This window comes from Halomonas sp. MMSF_3323 (assembly GCF_030733595.1).
GTDB classification, from domain to species: domain Bacteria; phylum Pseudomonadota; class Gammaproteobacteria; order Pseudomonadales; family Halomonadaceae; genus Halomonas; species Halomonas litopenaei.
The window spans coordinates 66,661-90,882 of record NZ_JASHIT010000005.1 but is presented as its reverse complement, the minus strand read 5'-3'; the positions used below and the strand labels follow the sequence as shown (position 1 = coordinate 90,882).

The window sequence follows — 24,222 nt, the reverse complement described above, 5'->3', positions numbered from 1 at the left end:
GAGCAGAGGAGAAGGGTATGAGTAGTTCGATTGAAGCGCTACAGCAGCGGCTGGAGCAGGTGGAAGCCGAGAGGGATGCTTTCGAGGACATGGCTAAGTGGATGTCTGCCGACTTGTCCTCCATCGGAGATGAGCGTGACGCACTGGCGGCACATGTTGATCGACTTCACTGTGCGGCTGAGGCGTGCGTTCAGGTGCATGAGGAGGGATTCAGCCCCACCCCCGACGAGCTTCGTGAGTTGAACGACGCACTGGACGCCAGATTCTCCCAAAGTCTCGCCCGCCGCGATGCCAGGGTGAAGGCGGAGGCGCTGAGGGAGCTGGCCAAGCACATGGAGAGCAACGGCTACACGGATGAGGCTTCTGGAGTGCGTTCCTACGCCTCTAGCCAACAGGCCGAGGGAGGTGGCGATGAGTAGGCAGGCCGGGTGGTACTGGGTGAAAGAGCATTCCTATGAGAACTGGGTAGCATGGCACTGGAACGGAGTGGACTTTGCCGGGGTCGACGAAGACTGTTTCGCCGAGATCGGCCCGCGCATCCCGACGCCGGACGAGCCCTGGCAGTGCGTGCCGGTGGAGCCGACGCGGGAGATGGCAGAGTCAGGCCAGATTGCTTCGGAAGCAGGGTGCCATGTCGAGGGGATCTACTGCGACATGATCGCAGCGGCGCCGAAGCCGGGAGGAGGCGATGAGCCTTAGCTGGTGCGGTTCCTGGTATGCCAGGTATAGGTTCAGCGGCGCCCGTGGAAAACAGAGTGAGCCTGGTGAGCATCATTGTGCCCACCCGAGCAAGGGTTGCGGGGTATAGTAGGTGAAACGCAAAAACTGGAAGCCATTCATGTCCTTCGATGTCGACGAGCTACTGTATCTAGCCGCTTTCCCTACTCGTGCCGAAATTCTTAATGTAGTCCAAAAATTCGATCCGATCTGTGTGTCTAGGATTTCTGAGGTGCTATCTCTGACCCAGAATCAGACCAGCAAGCATCTCACCAAAATGCGCGAAGCAGGTCTTGTAAAGGCGGATCGGTCAGGCCGTACCGTGTACTACCGCCTTGCAGATGAACCTTGTTTACGCGACTTCCTTGAATGGCGGCGACGATACCGCCAGTGAACTGCCGATCATCATGCCGCCCACCGAGGCGGCTTTCTTTTGCCCTGAAGGAGAGCTTGATCATGACACCCCTGATGCCGCCGAGCGAGGTGGCGGAACTCTTGGCCATCAGTGAGCGCAAGGTCTACGCGATCAAGCACCTGATTGGCTATGTCGCCCTGGGCGGCAACGTACGGTTTGAGCGAGAGGCGGTCGACGCTTACATTGAGAGCTGCAAGCGCGGCCCCTCACGAGAGGAGCAGCAAAAATGGGTATCACGGTTCGATACCGCGCATCTCGGAACAGGTGGGTCGTCACCGAGTCGGGTGAGCGCGGCAGATATCAGCGAACGTTTATCACGGAAAAGGAAGCAAGGCAGTTCGCCACGAAGCGAGAGGCTGAACTAAACGAGGCTCAATTCAACGGCCTCATGGGTCGGCAGGAGAGGAGGACCTTCATGGAGGGTCTTCTGCGCTGGGTCGACGAGTACGACACGAACAGCCAGGGCGCGAGCATTCGTGCAGTCGCCCGCTGGTTCGACGAGAACGCGCAAGACGTGCTTCTTGGTCAAGAGGTGTTGGATGCCGCCCGGTCGATGCAGAAAGATATGCGCAGGAAGCGGCTCAGCCAAAGCACAATCAATAACCGGACCCAGGTGGTCAAGCGAGTGCTGAGCCTGGCGTATCGGGAGTGGGATTGGCTGGATCAGCCGCTGGACGGCAAGCTGCGCAAGCCTACCCCGAAAAACGAGCGCCACGTCTACCTGACCGCAGGGGATATTCGGCGTTTGGTTGAGGCTGTGCCGGAAGAGTATCCGGAGGAGCGGCGAATCATCACACTGGCTGCTTTGACGGGGCTGCGCCGCGGCGAACTCCTGGCGCTGGACCCTGGCAACATCCAGGGTGGTCGCATCGTGTTGCGACCAGGGCAGACCAAGAGTGGCAAGGCCAGGGTTGTGCCGCTGCCGGAGGATGGTGCGGCATTGGTGGCCAACCTGCCGTTTGCATCTGACGCTCATCAATTGCGGAAAGCATTTGAAGCTGCCCGGCGGGCTATAAAGCGTGATGATCTGCGCTTTCATGACCTTCGCCACACCTACGCCAGCCTGCTGGCTGAGGCGGGGGAAGTGATGACGACGGTGCAGGCGCTACTTGGCCACAGCAGCTTGGTGGTGACCAGCCGCTACGCACATATGTTCGACTCGCGTCTGGATCAAGTGGCTGGCAGGTTGCCGAAGCTTTGCGACCAAATTGCGACCAGGGAGGAGGGCGTCGAGGGATTAGGTAGCGTAAGGCATTGAAACTATTGGTGCCCGGAGCCGGGCTCGAACCGGCACGGTGTTGCCACCGAGGGATTTTAAGTCCCTTGCGTCTACCAATTTCGCCATCCGGGCAGGAACGTCGCCAGAGGTAAGGCGATAGGGTCCGAAGGGATCGGACACGGCTTCTAGGAAGCGGGGCACACCTGAAAGGAAAAATGGAGGCTGGAGTCGGAATCGAACCGGCGTACACGGAGTTGCAGTCCGCTGCATAACCACTCTGCCATCCAGCCTCATGAGTCATCCATCGTCTGATGATGGAGCGGGAAACGAGATTCGAACTCGCGACCCCAACCTTGGCAAGGTTGTGCTCTACCACTGAGCTATTCCCGCCTGACTCGAGGACGTATTATACGGATAAGTCGGTGACTGTCAAACGCTTTTCCCTGGATTTTCGAATAGGCCCCGGATCGCCAGAGCGCTGCCTACAGTGAGCGGCTCAGGTGCGGCCAGGCGGCCCGCAGGTACTGGATCATCGACCACAGCGTCAGTATGGCGGCGGCGTACAGGGTGACAACGCCCAGTTCGGCGATCAGGTGGCCGGGAGGGAAGGCCAGCAGCAGCAGCAGGGCGACCATCTGCAGGGTGGTCTTTACCTTGCCGATCCAGGACACCGCGACCGAACCGCGCTTACCCATCTCCGCCATCCACTCGCGCAGTGCCGAGATGACGATCTCGCGGCCGATGATCACCAGCGCCGGCAACGTCAGCCAGGCGGCGTCGTAGCGCTCGATCAGCAGTGCCAGCGCCACTGCCACCATCAGCTTGTCCGCCACCGGGTCGAGGAAGGCGCCAAATGGCGTCGACTGGTCCCACCTGCGCGCCAGATAGCCATCCAGCCAGTCGGTGATGGAGGCCAGGCCGAACAGGGCGGCGGCGGTCAGCATGCTGTATTCGAAGGGCAGGTAGAACAGCACCACCAGCAGGGGGATGAAGACGATGCGTGCCAGGGTCAGAATATTGGGAATGTTCATCGATACCGCTGTCCTTGCTGGAGGGGGGCGACAAGAAGCGACGGACGACGTTGGCGCCCGTCAAAGTGGTTCATTCTATCCGTGATACCTCAACTCATCCATGCAGGGCACGATGAATTGTGTCTGCCATGGTGGCGCTGATGCCGGGGACCCGAGCCAGTTCATCGCGGGTGGCCTGCTTGATGCCCTGGAGTCCGCCGAAGAAGCGCAGCAGTTCACGTCGGCGTTTGGGGCCGACGCCGGGGATATCCTGAAGTGTCGAGGTGCGCCTGGCCTTGTCTCGCTTGGCACGGTGGCCGGCGATAGCGAAACGGTGCGATTCGTCGCGGATGTGCTGGATAAGGTGAAGACCCGGCGAGGTCGGTGGCAGCGCCAGAGAGCGATCCACGGTCTCGACAAAGAGGGTCTCGAGGCCAGCCTTGCGGGTGGTGCCCTTGGCCACCCCGAGCAGGATCACGCCGTTGATGGCGAGCTCGGCGAGCACCTCCCGCGCCATGTTCAACTGGCCCTTGCCGCCGTCCACGACCAGGATGTCGGGTAACACGCCTTCCCCTTCGTTGAAGCGCTTGAAGCGACGAGTCAGCGCCTGCTGCATCGCTGCGTAGTCATCGCCGGCGGCGACTCCCTTGATGTTGAAACGCCGATAGTCGCTCTTGCGCGGGCCGTCCTGGTCGAACACGACGCAGGATGCCACCGTGGCCTCGCCGTGGCTGTGACTGATATCGAAGCATTCGAGCCGTTGCGGCGTCTCGTCGAGCTCGAGTGCCTGGCGAAGATCTTCGAAACGTTTGGCGAGCTGGGTCTGGTTGGCCAGTTGGCCGGCCAGTTGCTGCTCGGCGTTGGTGCGGGCGAGTTCACGCCACTGGGCGCGGTGACCGCGGACCTTGTCGGTCATGCGTACCCGGCGTCCGGCATGCTCGCTCAGCGCCCGGGCGATCAGTTCGGCGTCGGGTACGGCGTGGCTGGTCAGCACTTCAGTGGGGATCTCCCGGGCCTGTCCGAGGTAGTACTGGCTGACGAAGTCACCCAGCAGTTCCGGCTCCCCGAGATCGAGGCTGTTGGCGGGGCTGTAGTGCCGCGCCCCCAGCAGACGCCCCTGACGAATCGACAGCACCGAGATGCACAGGGCACCCGGCTGGGAGGCCAGGGCAAAGGCGTCGGCGTCTCCGCTGCCGGTATCCACCACCTGGCGCTGCTGCAGACGGCGCAGATCCTGCAACTGGTCGCGCAGACGTGCCGCTTCCTCGAAGTCGAGGGCCTGGCTTGCGGCCTCCATGTCGCGGGTCAGCTCCTGGCTGACCGATTCGCTGCGTCCTTCCAGGCACTGGATGGCGTGTTCGATATCGCGGCGGTAGTCTTCTTCGCTGATGTAGCCCACGCAGGGGGCGCTGCAGCGCTGAATCTGATACTGCAGGCAGGGCCGGGTGCGGTGTGCGAAGACGCCGTCCTCGCAGTTGCGGATACGGAACACCTTCTGCATCAGTGATAGCGTTTCGCGCACGGCGCCGCTGGAGGGATAGGGCCCGAAATAGCGGCCGTCATCGTGGCGGGTCCGTGCGCGCTTGTGTTCCAGAGCCGGGAAGGGATGACGGTCGGTGACAAACACGAAGGGGTAGGACTTGTCGTCACGCAACAGGATGTTGTAGGGCGGTCTGAGCTGCTTTATCAGGGTCTGTTCGAGCAGCAGCGCCTCGGTCTCGCTGTTGGTCACCGTGACCTGGATGTCGTGGATGCGAGCGACCAGCGCCTGAGTCTTGGTATTGAGTGCGCCGCGGAAATAGCTCGCCAGGCGAGCCTTCAGGCGACGAGCCTTGCCGATATAGAGGGTATTGGACTGGTCATCGAACATCCGGTAGATACCGGGTGATTCGCTGACGGTCTCGAGAAAGCGTCGGGCATCGAAGGTCATGGTCTGGTAAGGCTCACCCTGTCACATCACGTCAGGGAGCTCATGCTACCAGAGCCTGGCGGGGGACGTATCGTCCCCGACGGCACATTGGGTAAGAGCCTCAGGCTGGCTTCTAGTCTTCCTTGAAGCCTTCGACAAGCCCATGCCGCAGCCCCAGGTGGGTCAGGGCGACATCGGAATTGACGCCGAGCTTTTCGAAGATGCGATAGCGGTAGGTGTTGACCGTCTTCGGGCTCAGGAACATGCGATCGGCGATGTCGGCGACGCGTTGGGCGTTGACGATCATCATCGCGACCTGAAGCTCGCGCTGGGACAACTGATCGAACGGATTTTCCTCGTGGTCGATGCGCGACAGTACCAGCCGTTGAGCGATCTCCGGGCTGACGAAGCGCTGTCCGGCGAACACCGCGCGGATGGCCTTGACCATCTCGTCGTGCTGGGAACCCTTGCTGATGAAGCCGTGGGCACCGGCCTCCAGCAGCCGCTGGGCAAAGGCTTCCTCGATAAAGGCCGTCAGCACAAGAATACGGATGTCCGAGGTCAGTCGGCGGATCTTGCGAGTGGCCTCGAGCCCGCCGATGCCCGGCATGCGAATGTCCATCACCACCACGTCGGGATTGAGGCGGCGAGTCTGAGCAATGGCCTCTTCTCCGTCCGCGGCTTCCCCGACGACATTGATGTCCTTCTCTGCATTGAGCAGATGAACGATGCTGGTGCGTACCAGGTGATGATCGTCAGCGACAAGAACCCTGATCAATGCCGATACTCCTGGAAAAGGTGAAAACTGGGATCATGGATTTGACCGAGGCGAGCCAATGCTCATTGCGGGGTCTTCTCATGATGATTCGCAGTAGACTGTCACAAATTTATCCTAAGGGGAATTGGGTCTCCGGGGGGCGACGGCGTTTTCAGCATAGCTGCATTGATAGTGTGCTATATCTCTGATAGCGGCGCGCCGCGGTATCGGGCGCTTGTCGCCCGGGACTGCTGCATGAGCCCCAACGTCTAGGTTGGCTTGATGTGATGCCGCCTGTCGCGTCATTTCATGTTACCAGCCGCAGGGCGGGTGTGCAGTGTCGTAGGCGTGAACCGGGCGCCGCCAAGGCGAGACCATGGCGATGGACGGGCGAAACCGTCATGCGGACGCGCCGGCAGGCTATGCTGAACTTGACCGGCGTCAATGAAAGCACGATTGCGTCCACGACACGCCTTGATCTGGTGCGCACTGGCTGCGTAGTGCGGCCCCGTGTCCCGATCGAGTCCTCTGGATGGCCAGTCTGGCCAAGGTTGCGCCATGTCCTGTCCCCTGTCTGAACAAGACTCCCTGCTCGCCGACAAGTTGCGTTTTCGCCTGGCGCGTCCCACCAGCGCCTATGACGTCCTTGGCTATCGTTGCACGGGGATACCTTGCACCCCGCCAGGCGCGCGCGAAGCGGTCTGGGCCAGGGACGACTACCGTTGTCGCTTTTGTGGCTTTCGCAGCGCCAAGTATCAGCAGGCGGTGACCCTGGGGACTGACAGTCGCAATGTCGATGATATCGTGACGGCCTGTCTGTTCTGTGATCAGGTGAATCGCCTGGATCTGGTGCCTTCCATGCGTTCCGGTGTACTGGTGTGGCTGCCCGGCGTGACCCAGGCGGACCTCAATCGGCTGGCCCCCGTCATTTTTGCTGCGCGCCTCGACAGGCGGCTGCAACTGCGAGCACGCGTCCTGCTGGAGCGTGTGATGGAGGCGCGAGCCGCCGCCAGAGAACGCTTCGGTAGCGACGATCCACTGACCCTGGTCGAGTTGCTGAGAGCGAGGGGAGAGGGGCGAGCGGACGGCCTGATGCAGCAAGGCTTGCGCCTTTTTCCGCTGGATCGGCGGGTCGTCAGTCAACAGGGGCTTTGCTTCAATCAGTTCCCGCAGATTCTGGCGTACTGGCGCTCGAGGAAGGGCCCGCTAGGGGGCGAGCGAATCGCCGAAGCGCTGGCGATGAGCGAATCGCGGCTGATGGCCGGGGGCGGTTCAGATGCCACCGCCTCTTCGGTTCCGTCGTCCTGACGTCCGTAGCTTGGTCAGTCCAGCGGCGCGTGGATGCGCTCGGGCAATCCGGCAGCGATGGGTTCGTCATCGAGCATCTCGATGTTGCCGCTGGCGCTCAGCATGAAGCGGGCGAGAAAAAAGGCGTCGGCATAGTAGAGCGTCGCCAGGTAGCGATAGACGTCTTCGTCATCGGCCGGGTCCTGGCGCGGCGCGTGACAGCTTCCGGCGACGATGGCCTGAATATCGGGATGGACCGGGAGCAGCGGATCCTCGAGCGAATCGACAATATAGAAGGGACCGTCCGGCCCCCTGACGAAGAAGCAGAAGAAGCGCAGGTAGCCGAGCGCATTGGCGGCGCAAAGCTGGATCGGCTGGCGAGCGTTCAACTCGTGGATCGGCGGTGCAGTACCGGTCAGCCGGGTCAGCGGGCGCGGCGCGTGGACCCCAGCCGCACCTTCCTCGACGAAGTACAGCGCCAGGCCCTGCATCCAGTCGGGATGTTGCAGGCGTATCAGGGTGGCGTCGGGGTACCAGGGCAGTCGGCAGGCGTCGGCCACCAGTCTGTTGTCGGCGAGATGCTTTCCATCAATACGGCTGCCGCAGGGCCAGTGGGACTCGACAAATGCCGGCCTGCAGCGCCGCCAGGGGTACTGCCAGGGGTTGCCTTCCAGGGTCGGGGCGAGAGCGCCGCGGGCAATCGCTGGATCGGGGTCCATGTCGTTGGGCGAGGTGCCTGCGCACTGTTCCTGGTCCCCATCCGCCGCAGGGGCGCGCAAGGCCGCCACCGCTTTCTCGTTAACCGCGGTGGACTGACCCGCGCCTTCGAGCCAGGCAAGTATCCTGGGGTCGGCCACCGGGCCGTCCTCGAGGGCGCGTCCAGCGTCGTCGCGAGTGCATGTCCGGGTCAGACGTTCAGCGTATACCTGGGCGACGCTGCGTCCGTCGCGAGTTCGCATGGCCGCATCGGCGTTTCGCTGAATCAAGGCCAGCGCCAGTGGAAACTGGCCTAGTGACAGCGCGATCAGCACCGGTGCATCGCGGTCACGAGTGGCCATGTCAATATCGGCTCCGGCGTCTGCCAGCACGATAGCGATGTCCTTGTAACCGCCTTCGGCGGCCAGTTGCAAGGCGGTGACGCCTGGCTGTTCTGCGCAGGCATCGACCTCTGCGCCGGCGGCTACAAGCCGTTCGACCAGGGTTTGGTGATTGAACTGTACGGCCAGGTGCAGAGGGTGCCAGCCCTCGGCGTCGCTGGCGTCACAGTCTGCCCCCGCCATGATAAGCGTCTCGACCAGGTCCAGCGCGCCGCCGACACAGGCCAGGTGGAGCAGAGTGGGGGCTAGGGGCGCCTTGGCGCTTTCTCTTGTGGCAACGCCTGGCTCGGTTGCCTGCTCGATGTCCGCCTGCTCGATGACCCCCTGCCCGATGAGCAGGACCTTGGCCGCCTCGCTCGCGCCCTTGAGGCAGGCGAGCTGCAGGGCGCTCATGGCGTGCTTGTCGAGGACATCCACCGATACGCCGCCGAGATCCAGCAATGCCGTGACGACCTCGGCTCGATTGGCCAGGGCGGCCAGGTGAAGCGCCGTGCGGCCATCCGGGGTGGTGGCCTGCATGTCGGCCCCGTGGCGAGCCAGCAGCCTGATTGGCTCGGCATGTCCCTGATCGGCGCACAGGTGCACCAGGTTCCAGCCGGCAAAGGGGCTGCGACCAGGCCAGTGCAATTGGGTGTTCGGGTCGCTGCCGGCGCGTAGCAGTACCTCGGCACAGGCGACATGACCACCGGTCACCGATGCCTGCAGCGCGGTCTGATGGATCGGTTGCTCTGCCTTGGTGTCTTCTCGATGGTCTCTGGCGTCGAGTGTGGCAGTTGTATGGCAGAGCAGGGCCAGGGTATCCGGGTGGCCGTGCTCGGCGGCCAGGTGCAGCGCTGTGCGGCCGTCGCCGATCGCCGCGGCGGGATCGGCCCCGTGCTCGAGCAACAGCTCGGCCACCCTGGTGGCTCCGCGGGCGGCGGCGATGTGCAAGGGGGTGTGTTCGAAGTCGCCGAGCTTGCCTGACGGGACTCCCTTTGCGCCTTCCTTGCGCCAGGCATCCTGCCGTTCCCGGGCGCTGCTTTCCTTGCCCCAGTCCGCGGCGAGCGCGAGGGCACCGAGGTCGGCGCCGCGTTCAATCAGCCAGCGGGCTATTTCCGGATGATCATTGTAGGCGGCCAGGTGCAACGGCGTGGCGTCGTTGGCCAACCTGGCGTCGATCTCGAGTCCTTGGGCCACCAGCGCCTCGGCGGCCTTCACATGATTGCCGCGGGCGGCGAAGTGCAGATAGCTCCAGTGCGTCTGATGGGGGGCTGCCGGGTCAGCCCCGAGGGCAATCAGGTGGCTGATGGTGTCGGCTCGATCGTTGGCGATCGCCTGTTCCAGCGGGGTCTGACGGTTGGCGTTGGTGAGGTCGGGGCTCTGGCCGCGTTGCTGTATCAGGTAGTCGAGCACCCTGTGCTGGCCGGCGAGCGCGGCCAGGTGCATCGGTGTCTGGCCGTGGGGCGCTTGCTGTGCGTCCAGGCTGGCCCCTGCTTCCACCAGACGCTGCAGGCAGTCGACGGCTCCTGCCTGTGCCGCCAGGTGTACGGGGCGCCAGTGGTCCTCATCGGTGTGGTCAGGATCGGCACCGGCCGCCAGCAGCGGTTGCAACAGGTCGTGGCGGTTTTTCCAGACCGCCCAGAAGGTCGCGGTGCGGCCATCCTTGCGCGGTAGATCGACCGCCTCGGGCCTTCTGGCCACCATTGCCGCGATGATATCGGCGCGCTGGTAGAAGGTGGCCAGGATCAGGTGTGTCGGCTTGCGAGGGCTCTGGGTGACCACCGCTGCAGGATCGGCTTCCAGCAGCAGCAGGGTGAGGCAGAACTCCCGCAGGCGGGCAAGCTCCTTGGTCGTTGGCGGGCCTTCGCCGAGCACATCATGCCAGATCGCCAGCACCCGGGCCGCGCGATCCAGGTAGAGCAGGCGATAGGCGTTCCAGCGCGCGGCGTCCGGCGGGCTGGCAAGACAGTGCTCGGCTTCCCCCACCAGTTGGCGGACGCATTCGCGTACCGGGCGCTCCCGTTCCAGCCACTCGCTGGCCTGGGGCCAGTGGTGGAGTACCGCTTCGTGGACCAGGCGGACACGCCCGTGGCGTTCATCGATCAGCAGGCGCCGCTCGCGCAACGCCCGGGCCAATTGAAAGGCGTCTGTGGCATCCGCCGCGGGGAAGACCGTGGCGGGTAGCGTAAAATGCTTTTCGCCGACCTGGCGCCAATCCACCAGGCGACGCAGCAGGTCACCGACGACGCTATCCGACCACAGTGCGCCGGACGCCGCCTTGGCCTGCTCGAAGGCCTCATTGGCGAGTTGGGTGATGGCGCCTTCGATACTGTCGTGGCCCTCGGCGTTGGCGGTGTCCAGTACCCACAGGGGGGGCTCCCGCTGGCGGTCGCCCCCGTCGGGGGTACGAAGGTGACCGGTGGTCTGGAAGGCCTCGGAGCCAGACGCGCTCTCGGTGAAACCTGCTCTGGCGCTGGTGCCGAGCTCTTGGGTGTCGTCGTCGGCCTGGCGGTCCCCACTGCGGCCAAAGCTCGTGGTGATAGCGTCACCCAGGGACGCCGAGTCAGCGATGGTGGCTTCTTCGGCGAGCCGCAGGCCGTGCTCGTAGAGATTGCGCAGCGCCAGTGACAACAGCGGCAGCAGGCTGTCCTGGGCGTCGCCTCGACCATGATGGCCGCGAATCCGCTGCATATTGTCCTTGAGCCGGGCCACCAGGGCGTCGCTGATGGCCAGGCGTCCGGTCAGCCGAAAGGGCTTGCGAATAATTTCGTCGAGACTGTTGTCAGGAGGAAACGACATCCTCGTTACCTGGCCAGTGGCATGGAGTTCGTTGAGCAGACTGTCGCGCTCCACCAGCTCCTGACGGTTTCCCTGGAGGGTGACAAAGATGCCCAGACGCGGGGCCAGGGCGCGGCATGAATGGGCCGCGTGGAGCCACTGCACCAGCGGATCCCAGAACTCGGCTTCCTGCTGTTCGCCATACAGAGCGTCGACGATCTCCTCGAACTGGTCGAACCCCAGCAGCAGACGAGGAGGTCGAGCCAGGCGCGTGGTGGCGGCGTCCAGCAGCAGACACAACTCCTCGTTCAGGGCTTCGATACGCAGGTCCGTTGACGTCCTTCCCAGCAGACGGCGAGCTCGCCTGGCAGTTGGTTCATCGCACCAGCCGGCGCCTTCCAGGCGTTTCACGATGGCGTCGAAGAGCATTGTCAGCACGCATCTGTCGCCGCTTGCTGCGTCCGTGGCTCGGCTATCCGGGGCCAGGTCGGAAGGGCGCAATATGCAATCAAGGCAGCGATGATCGGCGCTGTCCGCTACCAGGGCACCGATGATGCCGGCACGCAGGAACGACGACTTGCCCGAGCCGCTTCCGCCCTCGACCCAGACCACGGGGACCCGGTCCTGCTGGTTCCAGCGCTGCTTGAGTTCCTCTCTCAAGGTGCTTCGCTGGTCGGAGCGCCCGCAGAAAAGCGCGTGGTCCCCGACGTCGTAGGACTCCAGACCCTTGAAGGGGTCTCGGTCCGACGCCGTCAGGGCCAGGTTCAGGTCCCGCTCCATGAAACGTCGCAATTCACCGATAAAGGCGTCCTGAGAATCGATGACACGAATGACGTGGCCGCGACGTTGCACGAAGGCCACCAGATTGATCAGTTGCTTGAGCTGCTGGGTGCGGTCTTCCAGTCGCCTGGTGATGCAGGCCGAATCCGTTCCGCACTTGTCCTGGCATTCATGAAAGTGACGATAGTTGCCCCAGGCGGCTTTCAGTGGCTCGGTGGTGTCCAGCAGGTCCCTCGGCCCGACCAGACACAGCAGCAGTGGCAGTGGGCGAGATCCGGCCGATGCCTCCTGACGCTGTCGCTCGCGGTAGGCCAGGGTGGCCAGCAGTTCAAAGGTGGAACCGGTAAGGGCGAATCCACCACGGTCGGCCCAGGCGTTGTCCCAGGGAATCACCAAGCCTGGGGTATCGCCGCCGTCGTCGGGCTTCATGGGATCGAGGACCCGCAGGTCATCGATGGGGTGATGGCTTGCCAGAGGGCTACCGACCTTTTCACCGAAAAGGCAGATCACCCCTCTGCAGAGGGGATCCGAGGGGTGGGGAATCTGCTGCTGGGCCGGCACCGCATCATCGAAACCGTCTTCGGCGGTATCGACCTCCCAGGCGTAGAGCCGAAGGCCGTGATCGTCGGCGGCCTGGTGATGCAGCGTCTCGATCTCGTCCCTGCAGGCGCGGCGCAGGTAGGCCACGTCACCGGGTGACGCAAGAAAGATGCTGGGGTGTTCCAGCGACGGAAAGGTGTTTCCAGATGAACCGGATGAACCGGCTGTCCCGGGAGGGGGGAGGTCGGTCGCTGTGGCGTTCGGGGGCTCGCGGGAGACGTCGCTCATGGGCTGGGTCCTGTCCCGGGCGTCAGGCCCACTGCGCCAGCAGTCGATCCAGGAAGGCAGGATCGACCACCGGTGGTGGCGTAGGCTTGGGCCGTGCCGGACTGACTCTGCGCAGACGACGTTGCGGACGCAGCGCCTGGGGCATGATCTCTCGGCTGCTGTCGTGCAAGGGGTTGCGGTCGAACTGGCCACGAAACAGCGGGTCGCTGCGGTATTCCGGTCGCCTGGCCAGGCGTGCCTCGTCGCCGGCGATCAGCAAAAGCATCTCGTCGAAATCCAGGTCGAGCAGCTCCTCCGGGCGCGGGAAGCCGGTCAGGGTCGCCAGGTCCATCGCCGCGTTCATGTTGGGTACGCCAAAGGACTGCACCACCCGACAGTTGTTGAGCATGGTCTGCCAGTCCTGGGGATACAGCTGTCGCAACTGGCTCATGTCCTGCCAGAAGCTCCAGGTCTGCAGGCCGTAGCCGCGCAGCAGGGTGATGGCCTGTCGCAGCTGCGGCAGAGGACCGAGCTGGGGTGCCTCGTCGAGCAGGAACAGGGTACGCAGCGCTGGCGCCCGGCGTCGGCGCACCACCGCCGCGATCAGTACGCCGATCCACAGTCTCAGCAGGCGGCCGTGGGATTCGAGCTTCTCGGGGGGAATCACCAGGTAGATCGATAACAGTTCCCCGCGGGTGACGTCGTCCAGCGAAAAGGTGGAGTCCTGGGTAGCCTCCAGTACCGCTTCACCGCGCAGGAAGCCGAGACTGTTCTGGGCGAAGGCCATGTAGCCGGCCAGGGTGGTCTCGGCCGGCAGAGTCAGACTGGCGGCGGTGGCTTCCAGGTCCGGATCCTGCATCTGGCGCATGCGCTCGGCCAGCTTGGCCAGCTCTTCGGTATCCTGGCTGACCATCTTGCGTAGCTTGCCGAGCAGCCCCTTGCGCTGTTCCGGCTGGCTGCGGATCAGGTAGAGCAGCAGACCATTGAGCACCTGCTGGGCGCGCTGCAGCCAGAAGCGGTCACGGCCGTCGAAGCCGTGTGACTCCATCATCAGCTCCGACAGCATGGCGATGTCATCGAGCTCGGTGCGTGAATTGGGGATGACGATGTCGGTGGGGTCCAGCCGATCTGCCGGCAGGTCGGTGATGCCCATGGGGTCGAGCACGATGACCCTGTGGCCCATCTGGCGGCGGCGACGGGCGGTCACCGCCGCATTCTCGCCCTTGGGGTCGACCACGATCACCGGCCCCGGATAACGCAGCAGGGTGGGGATGATGCAGCCGGTTCCCTTGCCCGAGCCGGTGGGGGCAATGGTCATCAGATGGCCGCTGCCCTCGAACAGGATCGGATCGAGCTGCTCCTGGTTCGCGTTGGTGCTTGGCGCACCGATGCGGAAACCGAACGGCTGATGAGGCTGACCCTGCTCCAGCGACCAGCCCACCAGCAGACCGTCCCCCTCCACCGATGACGGCAGGCGACGAGGGGGCAGAGGCGAATCATCCGGTACCAGGGTCATGGTGTGGGGTCCTCGTGGGCAGGCAAGGGGGCTCAGCGCAGGTAAGCTGATTCAGGGCAGGCGCACCGCGCCGATAAAGCGTTCCAGTCGCAGCGGCAGATCGTCGAGCAGGGTGCGGTCCTCCTCCATGTGGACCTCGCCGTCGCGCAGCACCGTGAAGTCGCAGTCCCACAGCGAGCGCCCGTAGACCACCGGTACCTGGATGTGCCAGGCGACGACCGGACTGTCGACGTCGCTGTTGAGGGAGCGCTGTTCAGCCAGATCCCCGCTGTGCAAGGTCATGGGGGCTGGCGCGTCGGCTTCGTCGTTGGCGCATACCACACGGGGGGGATAGCTTACCTTGGACAGCGCCTGACGGACCGCATCGAGCGCCTGAGGCGGCGGATCGGCATCGACCCAGGGAAAATAGTCGGCGGATTCCAGCACACGAAAACGGCCGCTCTCGGCACCTCCGATGATGAACCCGGTGAACAGGTGCAGGTATTCCAGCGCCGCGGCTGGGGAAGTGGCAGGATCGCCATAGACACTGTTCAGTCGAAACAGCGCCTTGCTGGTCAGGTCCAGCGGCCAGACACCGCTCTGGCCATAGATGAAGGCGAACAGGCCGGGGCCTTCTTCGGTCTCCAGCAGGACGTCGCAGAGCAGATGGCGGCGATAGCACAACAGTGGCATGGCGCGGATCGCCAGGGCGGTAAAGCACTCGCAGGTGGGCCGGATATCGTCGGCGAGCTGGGCCTGGGTCAGGTCCAGCAACAGCGGCAGACTGTCCTCGGGGGACAGCGTCTTCCAGTCCCCCGGGACGGGCGGCACGCTGGGAAAGGCCTGGTCTGCAGGCGTGAGGTGCTTCTCGAGAAATGTCTCCCAGCGATCTCGGTCCATGCAGGCCTCCGCCTGTATTGGGGCTACCGCTTCAGAAGCCCCGGTGGTGCAGCAGGGGCCGGGGGGCTGTCTTCACCCTAGATAGCCGCTGTCGTCTTGGCAACGGCTTCGGCGCCAATCAGAGCGGCAAAAATCTGGTGTCTCTCGATCATGAATCCCGTGTTCAAGGCGGCCAGGTCAGCAGGTACTTTTCCGACGGGCCTAGGCGCTGTCCGAAAAGTCGACGAGCGAAGGTTAGACAAGGCAAAAATCGGTGAGAAAGCGCAGTTTACGGGGTGTAAATGAGCATTTTGACCGGGCTGGCGCACCAGCCGATTTTAACGCCGTATTACCGAGTGCAGGCACTTTTCAGACAAGCCCTAGAATCCGGGCACCAGTTCCCGCTCGCTGTAGATCATGCTCCAGACCTTGAGGTCGTCGGCCATCGTCAGTTGCAGCTGACCGAGCAGACGACGGACCACGGGGCGCTCCGGTGTGTTCAGGCGAGAGGTCAGCTTGCTGCCCAGGCGCTTCAGGCGTTGACTCATGCGCCGGGACTGCTGAGCGGCGGCGCGTAGATCGCCGGTGGCGCGGATGCCGAAGATGGCCGCGCCCAGCACCGGCAGAAAGCCGCCGAGCAGGGTGGCTACGGGCTTGTAGAGCTCCGCCGGAAGTGCCGGACCGTTGAGGTAGACCAGATAGCACACCAGGTACAGGACGCCACTGGCCAGCGTCAGCCAGAGCGCCCCCTTCGCCAGGTACTCGAGGCGATCGTCCTGAGTCTCCAGGCGCTCGGCGGTTTTTTGGTGATAGCCGATCTGGCCGTCGATCTCTTCGTGCAGGGCCACGTCCAGGGCCCGCCTGAGGCTATCACCGGAGACGACGGCGTCGGGTGGGCCGATTTCCCGCAGTGAGCAGCGCACGTACCAGGGAATCCAGTCGAAGCGACCGTTGTCCACCGGCGGCTCGGCGGCGCCGACGGGTGAGGTACCGATCAGCAGCGATAGTCGTGCCGGTCGGATCGCCTCGGCCAGGCTGCGGTAGGCCAGCCAGCGGCTCTGCCACTGCCCACGACGCCCGAGCCAGGTGATGAGTAGGATGCCGGCGATGATCGCAAGCTCCATGCTGACCAGCAGCGCCTTGACGCCCTTGCTGTCCCACGCCAGCACCGCCAGCAGACCCACCAGCACGGCGAGCGCTGCCAGCAGGAAGTTGGTGGTGTAGGCGCTGCGAAAGCGGTGAGCGTAGTCGATGGCGCGATTGTCTGCGGCGATCCAGCGTTGTCGCAGACGCTGGTCCAGAGTCGCCTCGTAGCTATCACCGCCAAGATGGTGTGCGGCTCTGAGTGTTTCCTTCCAGGCTCCGCTGCGTTCACGTTCAAGCCCTAGGTCGACCGATGCGGCGAAGGGTACGTCGCGCACCAGCAGGGCACGCAGCCACTCATGAACACAGTGACGGGTGCGCGGCCGTGGGGTCTGGCGGGCAAAGTCGCCAAGGCCCTTGAGCGGGCAGCTGGCGTCGTCGGGGCCGCGGCCCAGCAACAGCAGCTGCTCGAGTCGGTCGTTCAGTAGCTGGCTGATGTCACCTGGCGTCAGGGCTTTCCAGTCGCCGTCGTCCAGGGGCTCGACGACGTGCTCTCGGGGGACCCACAGGTGCAACTGGCCCTGCAGGTCGAGCCACAGTGTGATCAGGCCACGCAGGCGTGCCTCGTCGATGATCTCGGCGGTACCTCCACGCCCTCGTGAGGGCTTGCCGTCCCATACCGCCAGCAATACGTCGGAATGCGCCAGCACTAGATGGCCGGCCGCCTCGTAGCCGGCTTCCCGCTGATCGCCGGGCTCGCCGAGGTCGAGTTCGGTACAGCTGGTCACCGCCGGATGTTCGAACCAGCGCCAGTAGTCGGCCAGGGCGTCGCCGTCGAAGTCGTCGGCGTATTGCCGACGTCGAAAGGGCAGGATCAGGTTGATCTCGTAGCCACGTGAGGCCGCCGCCTCGGCGACCAGCCGGTCGGCTCCCTCGGCGATGGCGCTGGCCAGTCGCATGCAGGCAGGCTCATCGGCATAGAGGCCGGGTTCGGCCTGTTCTCCCAGCCGGCGCGTATCGGTGGCGAGGCGTTCGAGTATGTCCTGGGCCGCCTTGCCCAGCGCATCATGGTCGGCCTCCGCCAGGTCCTTGGGGCGGTGCCCGGTCACGCCCACGCGCAGGGTGAGTCGAGGGGCAAGATAGGCATTGTCGGTCACGGCGTGTCTCCGGGCTCGTCGAAGGGATCCTCTGGGGATCGCGTCGTGGCTTACTGGAGCATAGGTGAGGTCGCCTCGTTTCGCCGGCCAGCCAGTCTGACGGCAGGCTGCTGGCGTCCAGGGCGAGCGTCTGCGGGACCAGGCTCAGGCCGGTGATGTCAGGGCGATGCAGGATAAGTCCCAGGTCCTGTGGGTAGGCGCCATGATCTTCCGCACACGCCTGCAAAGCCCCCTTGCACTGGCACCTCGTCATGGCCGACGTTGGTGGAGCATCGACCAAAGTCTCGTCGTCACTTCCTTGCATGGGCCAGTGGGGACAACTAGATTCAGTCTCGGTGGTATGACACGTATACAGTCGCCCAGGCATGGAGCCTGTCGATTCGATTGCGTGCATCCACCTTGCACACTCCACACGCCACAAGAGCCCGGGAGAACAACAAGATGCGCCCCAATCACTGCCAGCCGCCCGCCCGCTTCATTCGTCGTAGCCTGATCGCCGCCATGGTCGGCGTCAGCCTGTCGGCGGCCGCCCAGGCGGAAACGCTGACCTTCGCCCACGTCTACGAGACTTCGGAGCCTTACCACGAGTGGGCCGTCTGGGCCGGCGAAGAGATCGAGAAACGCACCGATGGCCGCTACTCGGTGGAGGTGCACCCAGCCTCTTCACTGGGCAAGGAAGCCGACATCAACGAGGGGCTGAGCCTCGGCACCGTCGACCTCATCTTTACCGGCAATCAGTTCGCCGGCCGTTCCTACGGTCCAATCGGCATCGCCGGTGCGCCCTACATGTTCCGTGACTTCGATCACTGGCAGGCCTATGTCGACAGCGACCTGTTCGCCGAGATCGCTCAGGGCTATGAGGACGCTACCGGCAACGTGCCGCTGGCGATGAACTACTACGGCAAGCGCCACACCACGTCCAACGAGCCGATCAATACGCCGGAGGACATGCAGGACCTGAAGATCCGCGTCCCCAACGCGCCGATGTACATGATGTTCCCCGAGCAGGTCGACGCCAATCCCACCCCGATCGCCTTCGCCGAGGTCTACCTGGCCCTGCAGCAGGGTGTGGTCGACGCCCAGGAAAACCCGCTGCCCACGATCAAGGCCAAGGCCTTTTACGAGGTCCAGGACGTCATCAACCTGACCGGTCATATCACCGACTCCCTGATCACGATTGCCGGCGGTCCGCTGTGGAATCGCCTGTCCGAAGAGGATCGGCAGATCTTCCGTGACGTCTATGAAGAGGCCGGCGAGAAGATCACCGCCGATATCGTGCAGCAGGAGCAGGACCTGGTGGCCTGGTTCGAGGAGCAGGGCGTCACCGTCAACGAGGTCGACACCGCACCGTTCCGCGAAGCAGTGATGCCGGCTCACAACGGTGACGCGGCGACCTGGGACCAGGAAACCTACGATCGCCTCCAGGCTATCGGCCAGTAAACGACGGAGGGGAGGGCGCCGTGCGCCCTCCCTCGGGAGATCCTTCATGACCCGATCTGACGTGAGTGACCCTGGAGTCGAACACGAGACCACCAGCGCCTTCGAGGTGCCCGATGACGACGACCGGATCCGGCCGGGTGACTACGGCATCGAGGACTATCTGACGCTGGTGGTCTTTTGGCTGCTGGCGTTGGACGTCTTTGTTCAGTTCTTCAGTCGCTACGTGCTCGGCAACTCCATCGCCTGGACCGAGGAAATCGCCCGCTACCTGCTGGTGGCGGTGGGCTTTCTCGGCAGCGCCATGGCCGCCCGCAAGGGCTCGCATATCGCCGTGGAATTCTTCTATCGCTACCTGTCGGAGCCCACCGCCCGGGTCATGTGGACCCTGGTGGATCTGGTGCGTATCGCCTTTCTCGGCATGCTGGCCTGGATCACCTGGCAACTGGCCCAGCGCACCAACTCGATGATGGTGTCGGTGGACCTGCCCAAGAGTCTGCTCTACTACGTGGTGCTCTTCGGGGTGGTGCTGATGCTGGTGCGCTCGATCCAGCTGGCGGTGCGTCACTGGCGCACCGGCGAGAGCGAATTGATGTTTCGCGACGATGACGACTGAGCGCCTCGAACAAGGAACAACCCCATGACTGAAGCAATGATCAGTGCCCGGCGCGGATCGCCAGTGCCCCCGGTGGTGGCGGCACTGGCGGTCGTCGGCTGCATCGCGCTGGCGTTTTTCGAGAACTACCTTTCGTTTCTGTTTGCCGCCCTGTTCACCCTGCTGGTCTGCGGGGTGCCCATCGCCATCAGCCTGGCCGGCTCCTGCCTGATGTACGTTCTGCTGACAGGACGCGTGCCCGACGTGGTCGTGGTGCACCGCATGGTCAATGGCATCGACAGCTTCCCGCTGCTGGCGATCCCTTTCTTTATCCTCGCCGGCAACCTGATGAACAACGGCGGCATCACCACCCGCATCTTTGACTTCGCCAAGGCGCTGATGGGTTGGATGCGTGGGGGCCTGGGCCACGTCAACGTCGGTGCCAGCATTGTCTTTTCGGGGATGTCCGGTGCCGCCGTGGCCGATGCCGGTGGCCTCGGCACCATCGAGATCAAGGCCATGCGCGACGCCGGCTATGATCAGGAGTTTGCCGTAGGCATCACCGCAGCGTCCTCGACCATCGGCCCGATCATTCCGCCAAGCCTGCCCATGGTGATCTACGGAGTGATGGCGTCGGTCTCGGTGGGGCAGTTGTTCGCCGCCGGCCTGGTGCCGGGCCTGCTGATGGGTCTGACGCTGATGGTGATGATCACCTGGCTGTCGCGGCGTCGCGGCTACAAGCGTGACGCGCGGTTCTCGGTCTCGGTGCTGGGCAAGACGTTCTCGCGGGCCTTCCTGTCGCTGCTGACCCCGGTGATCATCGTCGGCGGCATCGTCACTGGTGCCTTTACCCCGACCGAGGCGGCGATCGCGGCGGTGGTCTATGCGCTGATTCTGGGGGGACTGGTCTACCGTACCCTGACCTGGCGGCGACTGTTGAAGGTCAGCATGGAAACCATCGAGACCACCGCGGTGATCCTGTTCATCGTTGCCGGCGCCTCGATCTTTGCCTGGATCCTGACCAGCAACCAGGTCACCCAGCACGTCATGGGACTGCTGGGGCCCTTCCAGGACAATCCCATCGCCGTGCTCCTGATCATCAATCTGGTGCTGATCGTGGTGGGCTGCTTCATGGAGACCATCGCCGCCATTACCATCCTGGTGCCGGTGCTGCTGCCGGTAGCGGTGGCCTCCGGGGTGGACCCGGTGCACTTTGGTGTGATCATGGTGCTCAACCTGATGATCGGCCTGTTGACCCCGCCGGTGGGCATGGTGCTCTACGTGCTGTCGCGGGTGTCGCATATCTCCTTCGAGAAGTGCATGCGCGGCACCCTGCCTTTCCTGATCCCTCTGGTGGTGGCGCTGCTGCTGGTGACCTTCATTCCGGCGATTTCGCTGTGGTTGCCGACGCTGGTCTACCGCTGAGTCCCGGGTCGCCGCTGCGGCGGTGACGCGGTATGGCCGAGTCAAGGCGGCGCCGAGCGATCGGCGCGCGCCTTGCGGCCCTTATCCCCCTCACAAGGAATCCCCATGAGTGCCAGTCAATACGAGGCCTGTCGGGTCGATTACAAGGATCTGCATCGCTTTATCGAACAGGCGCTGGCGGCTGCCGGCGCCGATCAGGCCTCCCGGGAAGCGGTGGCCAAGGCGTTGGTCACGGCCTCGCTGATGGGCACCGACAGCCACGGCCTGAGGCTATTGCCGCACTACCTCAACGCCCTGCAAGGCGGGCGGATCAAGGGCAGCCCGACGCCGAGCATCAAGCAGCGTCTGGCCGGCACTGCGGTACTGGACGCCGATGATGGCTTCGGCCACCTGGCCGGGTATCGGGCTATCGATCATGCCGTCAGCATGGCCCGGGAGGTCGGCATCGGTGCGGTGGCGGTCGGCAACTCGTCGCACTTCGGTGCCGCCGGCTGCTACGCCCTCGCCGCGGCAGAGCAGGGCATGCTCGGCATGGCCTTTTGCAATTCCGATCCGTTCGTCCTGCTCCACGGTAGTCAGCGGGCCTTCCACGGCACCAATCCGATCGCCTTCGCTGCACCGGTGGCCGGCGAGGATCCGTATCTGCTGGACATGGCCACCAGCTCGGTGCCCATGAATCGGGTGCAGCAGTATGCGGCCATCGGACGGCCCTTGCCGGCGGACATCGCCGCGACCAGCGACGGCAGCACGACCACCGATGCCCGCCAGGTCAGCGCCTTGTTGCCGGTAGGTGGCGCCGGCTTCGGTTTCAAGGGGGCCGGGCTCGGTGGCATGGTCGAGGTGCTGAGTTCGACCCTGGCCAACATGGTCCACGGTTTTCGCCTGCTGCCGATGGGCGGGCCGGACATGTCGACTCCGCGCGGCGTCGGCCACTTCTTTCTGGTGATGGACCCGGGCGCCTTCGAGGAGCGCAGCGCCTTCGAGCGTCGCCTGGCCGAGTACCTCAAGGATCTGCGCCAGATGACGCCGGTAGAGGGTCAGCGGGTGCTGGCGCCGGGGGATCGCGAGTGGCAGACCCGCGATGAGCGCAAGCAGACCGGCATTCCCCTGGACCATGCCCAGCGCGATCAGTATCGCCAGATCGCCGAGCGCTTTGCGCTGACGGCGCTGACCGAGCACTGACCGAGCGCCGTCGAGGCTTGGCCTGGCCCGGGGGGTGAGTGTGCCGCAGTGACGCCTTGCTGCCCAGGGGGTGCGCCTTGCAGTACCATGTGCGCCGTGTCCCGGAGACGCTCCGGGTGATGGATCGAGGGAGACCCGCGTCGATGAGCAAATATCGGGTGGAGCGCAAGACGCTGTCCGAGCAGGTGGCCGAACAACTGGAGGCTGAAATCCTCGAAGGGCGGCTGGGCGAGAATGATCAATTGCCGTCCGAACGTGAATTGATGGAGCAGTTCGGGGTCGGGCGCCCGGCGGTGCGGGAGGCGCTGTTCTACCTGCAGCAGCTAGGCTTGATCGCGATCAACAGCGGCACCCGGGCACGGGTTATCCGGCCCACCGCCGAGGCCGTGATGGCGAGGCTGTCCGGGGTCACCCGGCAGTTGTTGGCCAAACCCGAAGGGCAGCAGTACTTTCAGGAGGCTCGGGCGCTTTTCGAGGTCGCGCTGGCCCGTCAGGCGGCGCAGCACGCAAGCGATGACGAGATCCAGGCGTTGCGCGACGCTCTGGCGCATCAGCGTTCGGTGATCGGCGATGAAGCCGCCGTCAAGCGGGCCGATAACGACTTTCATGGCGTCCTGGCGAGTATCGGGCAGAACCCCATCTACGACGCCATCCATCAGGCACTATCCGAGTGGCTCGATGACCGTCGCGCCCTGGCGCTGCAGCAGCCCGGGGAGGACCTGGCTGCCCTGGAGGCCCACACCGAGATCGTCGAGGCCATCGCCGTCCGGGACCCGGAAGCCGCCGAGGCCGCCATGCGACGGCACCTCGATCGTCACTACGGCACCTATATGCAGCTCAAGCAACGCCTCAAGGGTCGCCAGGACGACGCCTGAGCCTGAGGGAGCGGAAGCACCCGTGCTGCACCGGGCAATGAGAACGGCCTTGGGCCAAGGGCGTGAGCCGAAGCCATACGCCGCCGCCGGATGACATCCGGCGGCGGCGTGTTATTGAAGGGTGCCTTGTTTGAGTGAGCCGCCAGCCTGGCCAGGACGTTGTCAGGTCGAGGACAGGGACGAGGTCGACGCGGAAGCCGTCGAGGGGAAAGCGCTGGCCAGGCGTGGTACGTCCCGACCCTGGCGGGCGGCCATCTGTACCACCGGCGCCAGCCTTCGCTCCAGCTTCTGGGGATGATTCTGGGCGATATCGGCCAGTCGGTGGTCCAGCCATGGATTGCGGAAACGATCCAGAATGCTGTCGACGTAGTCCTCGAGTTCCATGCCCGGAAGTTCCTGATCGAGTACCGGTACCACCTCCTGGCGCAGCATCTTCTCCAGTTCGTCTCCCAGGCGGGGGTCGTCTATCGCCTGGCGAACCAGTGTCACCTCCTCGCCGAGACCGAGATCCATGACGCGAGCGACCAGCCAGGTATGAGCCAGGTTCAAGAGGTGTAGCTTGCGACGCTCGAAGGGACGGATATCGTCGACCAGATGTACGTCCGGGTGGGAGAACGGCATCACCAGCCCGGGCGTTTGCTGAATCGCCCAGAGGCCATAGGGCTCGGCGACGGCGCCCACCGGATCCAGCTCGGCGGAGACGATGCGGTCCACCAGGGTCACCGCCCACACGCAGTCCCGCTCGAGCCATGCCATGAAGCCATCGTCGTCGTAGTGGGCCTGTGCCAATTCCAGGATGACGTCCTTGAGCTTGAGGGCGTTGTCGGTCAGCAGCTCGCATGGCAGCAGGGTGACGCCGGGACGGCCGGCGTCGAAGCGGGTCTTCAACAGGTGCGTCAGCTTGGCGGGGAAGCTCTCGGGGCAGTCCCGCCGTGGGCCATCGCCCGCCGGGACCTGATAGCCCGCCTCGGAGGTGTTGGAGACCACGTGAGTTACCTCATCGCGAAAACGCCGCTCCACTTCGGCCCAGGCTTCGCTGGCAACCAGCGCGGTGGTGATGCTGTCGACCTGATGGGTGGTATCGATCAATTCGCCATCACGTCGGCCGCGCATCCTGACCGGGTAGACCGGGTCCCGGGCCAGGGCGTGGGCCTTGGTTCGCCCGGCCGCACGGTCCGAGCTCTGTACCGCAATGATACGGATATCACTGCCGTGTTCGTCCCGGGCCTGGCTGGCGAACAGGTCGACGTGGGCCAGCAGAAAACGGCCGATGCCGAACTGCATCAGGGTGACGGTGGTTGCGTTTTGCATGTTGCCAGTCTCTCTCAAGGGAAGCTCA

At 64.3% G+C, this 24,222-nt stretch carries 19 protein-coding genes and 3 tRNA genes; 11 read left to right on the top strand and 11 right to left on the bottom strand.

Going from position 1 to position 24,222, the window contains the following annotated elements:
• Positions 1 to 17 precede the first annotated feature (17 nt).
• The 5 genes from RBB39_RS03640 to RBB39_RS03620 all read left to right on the top strand — a co-directional run bounded on the left by RBB39_RS03640 (position 18) and on the right by RBB39_RS03620 (position 2,390).
• Positions 18 to 419, top strand: a complete 402-nt coding sequence (locus RBB39_RS03640; RefSeq protein WP_306168799.1) for a hypothetical protein — start codon at positions 18 to 20, stop codon at positions 417 to 419.
• Positions 412 to 699 (top strand): hypothetical protein, encoded by a 288-nt coding sequence (locus RBB39_RS03635; protein ID WP_306168798.1) that lies wholly within the window; start codon positions 412 to 414, stop codon positions 697 to 699. Before RBB39_RS03640 ends, RBB39_RS03635 begins: the two co-directional genes overlap by 8 nt.
• 139 nt (positions 700 to 838) lie before the next feature.
• Entirely contained in the window at positions 839 to 1,111 is a 273-nt protein-coding gene (locus RBB39_RS22730; protein ID WP_222516441.1) for a metalloregulator ArsR/SmtB family transcription factor, read from the top strand.
• A 62-nt stretch (positions 1,112 to 1,173) separates the two neighbouring features.
• Positions 1,174 to 1,497 carry a helix-turn-helix domain-containing protein gene (locus RBB39_RS03625; protein WP_162816551.1) on the top strand — a complete coding sequence of 108 codons (324 nt, stop codon included), beginning with the start codon at positions 1,174 to 1,176 and terminating at the stop codon, positions 1,495 to 1,497.
• Positions 1,498 to 1,547: 50 nt separating this feature from the next.
• Positions 1,548 to 2,390, top strand: coding sequence for a site-specific integrase (locus tag RBB39_RS03620; RefSeq protein WP_306168796.1), 843 nt, complete (start codon positions 1,548 to 1,550; stop codon positions 2,388 to 2,390).
• 6 nt (positions 2,391 to 2,396) lie between these two features.
• Here the strand turns inward: RBB39_RS03620 and RBB39_RS03615 are convergent.
• From RBB39_RS03615 to RBB39_RS03590, 6 genes are all read right to left on the bottom strand, one after another.
• Positions 2,397 to 2,483: transfer RNA gene (locus tag RBB39_RS03615), tRNA-Leu, on the bottom strand.
• An 84-nt stretch (positions 2,484 to 2,567) separates the two neighbouring features.
• Positions 2,568 to 2,641 (bottom strand) — tRNA-Cys (locus tag RBB39_RS03610).
• Between the two features lie 25 nt (positions 2,642 to 2,666).
• A tRNA-Gly gene (locus RBB39_RS03605) sits at positions 2,667 to 2,741 on the bottom strand.
• 92 nt (positions 2,742 to 2,833) lie between these two features.
• A complete protein-coding gene (gene pgsA / locus RBB39_RS03600; RefSeq protein WP_045994190.1) occupies positions 2,834 to 3,382 on the bottom strand; it encodes a CDP-diacylglycerol--glycerol-3-phosphate 3-phosphatidyltransferase in 549 nt (182 codons plus the stop codon).
• A 94-nt stretch (positions 3,383 to 3,476) separates the two neighbouring features.
• Entirely contained in the window at positions 3,477 to 5,291 is a 1,815-nt protein-coding gene (gene uvrC / locus RBB39_RS03595) for an excinuclease ABC subunit UvrC (RefSeq protein ID WP_045994189.1), read from the bottom strand.
• A gap of 112 nt (positions 5,292 to 5,403) precedes the next feature.
• A complete protein-coding gene (locus RBB39_RS03590) occupies positions 5,404 to 6,048 on the bottom strand; it encodes a response regulator (RefSeq protein ID WP_045994188.1) in 645 nt (214 codons plus the stop codon).
• 537 nt (positions 6,049 to 6,585) lie between these two features.
• Between RBB39_RS03590 and RBB39_RS03585 the strand changes: the two genes are divergently transcribed.
• Complete coding sequence (locus RBB39_RS03585; RefSeq protein ID WP_052704470.1) at positions 6,586 to 7,335, top strand: hypothetical protein; 750 nt, start codon at positions 6,586 to 6,588, stop codon at positions 7,333 to 7,335.
• Between the two features lie 14 nt (positions 7,336 to 7,349).
• Here the strand turns inward: RBB39_RS03585 and RBB39_RS03580 are convergent, their stop codons facing one another.
• The 4 genes from RBB39_RS03580 to RBB39_RS03565 form a co-directional block, all read right to left on the bottom strand.
• Positions 7,350 to 12,776, bottom strand: coding sequence for an ankyrin repeat domain-containing protein (locus RBB39_RS03580; RefSeq protein WP_306168795.1), 5,427 nt, complete (start codon positions 12,774 to 12,776; stop codon positions 7,350 to 7,352).
• Positions 12,777 to 12,798: 22 nt separating this feature from the next.
• The gene (locus RBB39_RS03575; RefSeq protein ID WP_045994186.1) at positions 12,799 to 14,271 is read right to left on the bottom strand and encodes a type IV secretory system conjugative DNA transfer family protein; all 1,473 of its coding nucleotides are present in this window, start codon (positions 14,269 to 14,271) and stop codon (positions 12,799 to 12,801) included.
• Positions 14,272 to 14,322: 51 nt separating this feature from the next.
• The gene (locus tag RBB39_RS03570; protein ID WP_045994185.1) at positions 14,323 to 15,150 is read right to left on the bottom strand and encodes a hypothetical protein; all 828 of its coding nucleotides are present in this window, start codon (positions 15,148 to 15,150) and stop codon (positions 14,323 to 14,325) included.
• 359 nt (positions 15,151 to 15,509) lie between these two features.
• Positions 15,510 to 17,369: a DUF4231 domain-containing protein gene (locus tag RBB39_RS03565; protein WP_045995037.1), complete on the bottom strand. Its 1,860-nt coding sequence runs from the start codon at positions 17,367 to 17,369 to the stop codon at positions 15,510 to 15,512.
• A 441-nt stretch (positions 17,370 to 17,810) separates the two neighbouring features.
• Between RBB39_RS03565 and RBB39_RS03560 the strand changes: the two genes are divergently transcribed.
• The 5 genes from RBB39_RS03560 (at position 17,811) to RBB39_RS03540 (ending at position 22,883) form a co-directional block, all read left to right on the top strand.
• Positions 17,811 to 18,809 (top strand): sialic acid TRAP transporter substrate-binding protein SiaP, encoded by a 999-nt coding sequence (locus RBB39_RS03560; RefSeq protein ID WP_045995038.1) that lies wholly within the window; start codon positions 17,811 to 17,813, stop codon positions 18,807 to 18,809.
• A gap of 46 nt (positions 18,810 to 18,855) precedes the next feature.
• A complete protein-coding gene (locus RBB39_RS03555) occupies positions 18,856 to 19,422 on the top strand; it encodes a TRAP transporter small permease (RefSeq protein WP_052704549.1) in 567 nt (188 codons plus the stop codon).
• Positions 19,423 to 19,446: 24 nt separating this feature from the next.
• The gene (locus tag RBB39_RS03550; RefSeq protein WP_045995039.1) at positions 19,447 to 20,826 is read left to right on the top strand and encodes a TRAP transporter large permease; all 1,380 of its coding nucleotides are present in this window, start codon (positions 19,447 to 19,449) and stop codon (positions 20,824 to 20,826) included.
• 105 nt (positions 20,827 to 20,931) lie between these two features.
• Complete coding sequence (locus RBB39_RS03545; RefSeq protein WP_045995040.1) at positions 20,932 to 22,008, top strand: Ldh family oxidoreductase; 1,077 nt, start codon at positions 20,932 to 20,934, stop codon at positions 22,006 to 22,008.
• 143 nt (positions 22,009 to 22,151) lie between these two features.
• Entirely contained in the window at positions 22,152 to 22,883 is a 732-nt protein-coding gene (locus tag RBB39_RS03540; RefSeq protein ID WP_045995041.1) for an FCD domain-containing protein, read from the top strand.
• Between the two features lie 162 nt (positions 22,884 to 23,045).
• On the opposite strand, the gene RBB39_RS03535 is transcribed toward RBB39_RS03540, so the two are convergent.
• Entirely contained in the window at positions 23,046 to 24,194 is a 1,149-nt protein-coding gene (locus RBB39_RS03535) for a hypothetical protein (RefSeq protein ID WP_045995042.1), read from the bottom strand.
• Positions 24,195 to 24,222: the final 28 nt, after the last annotated feature.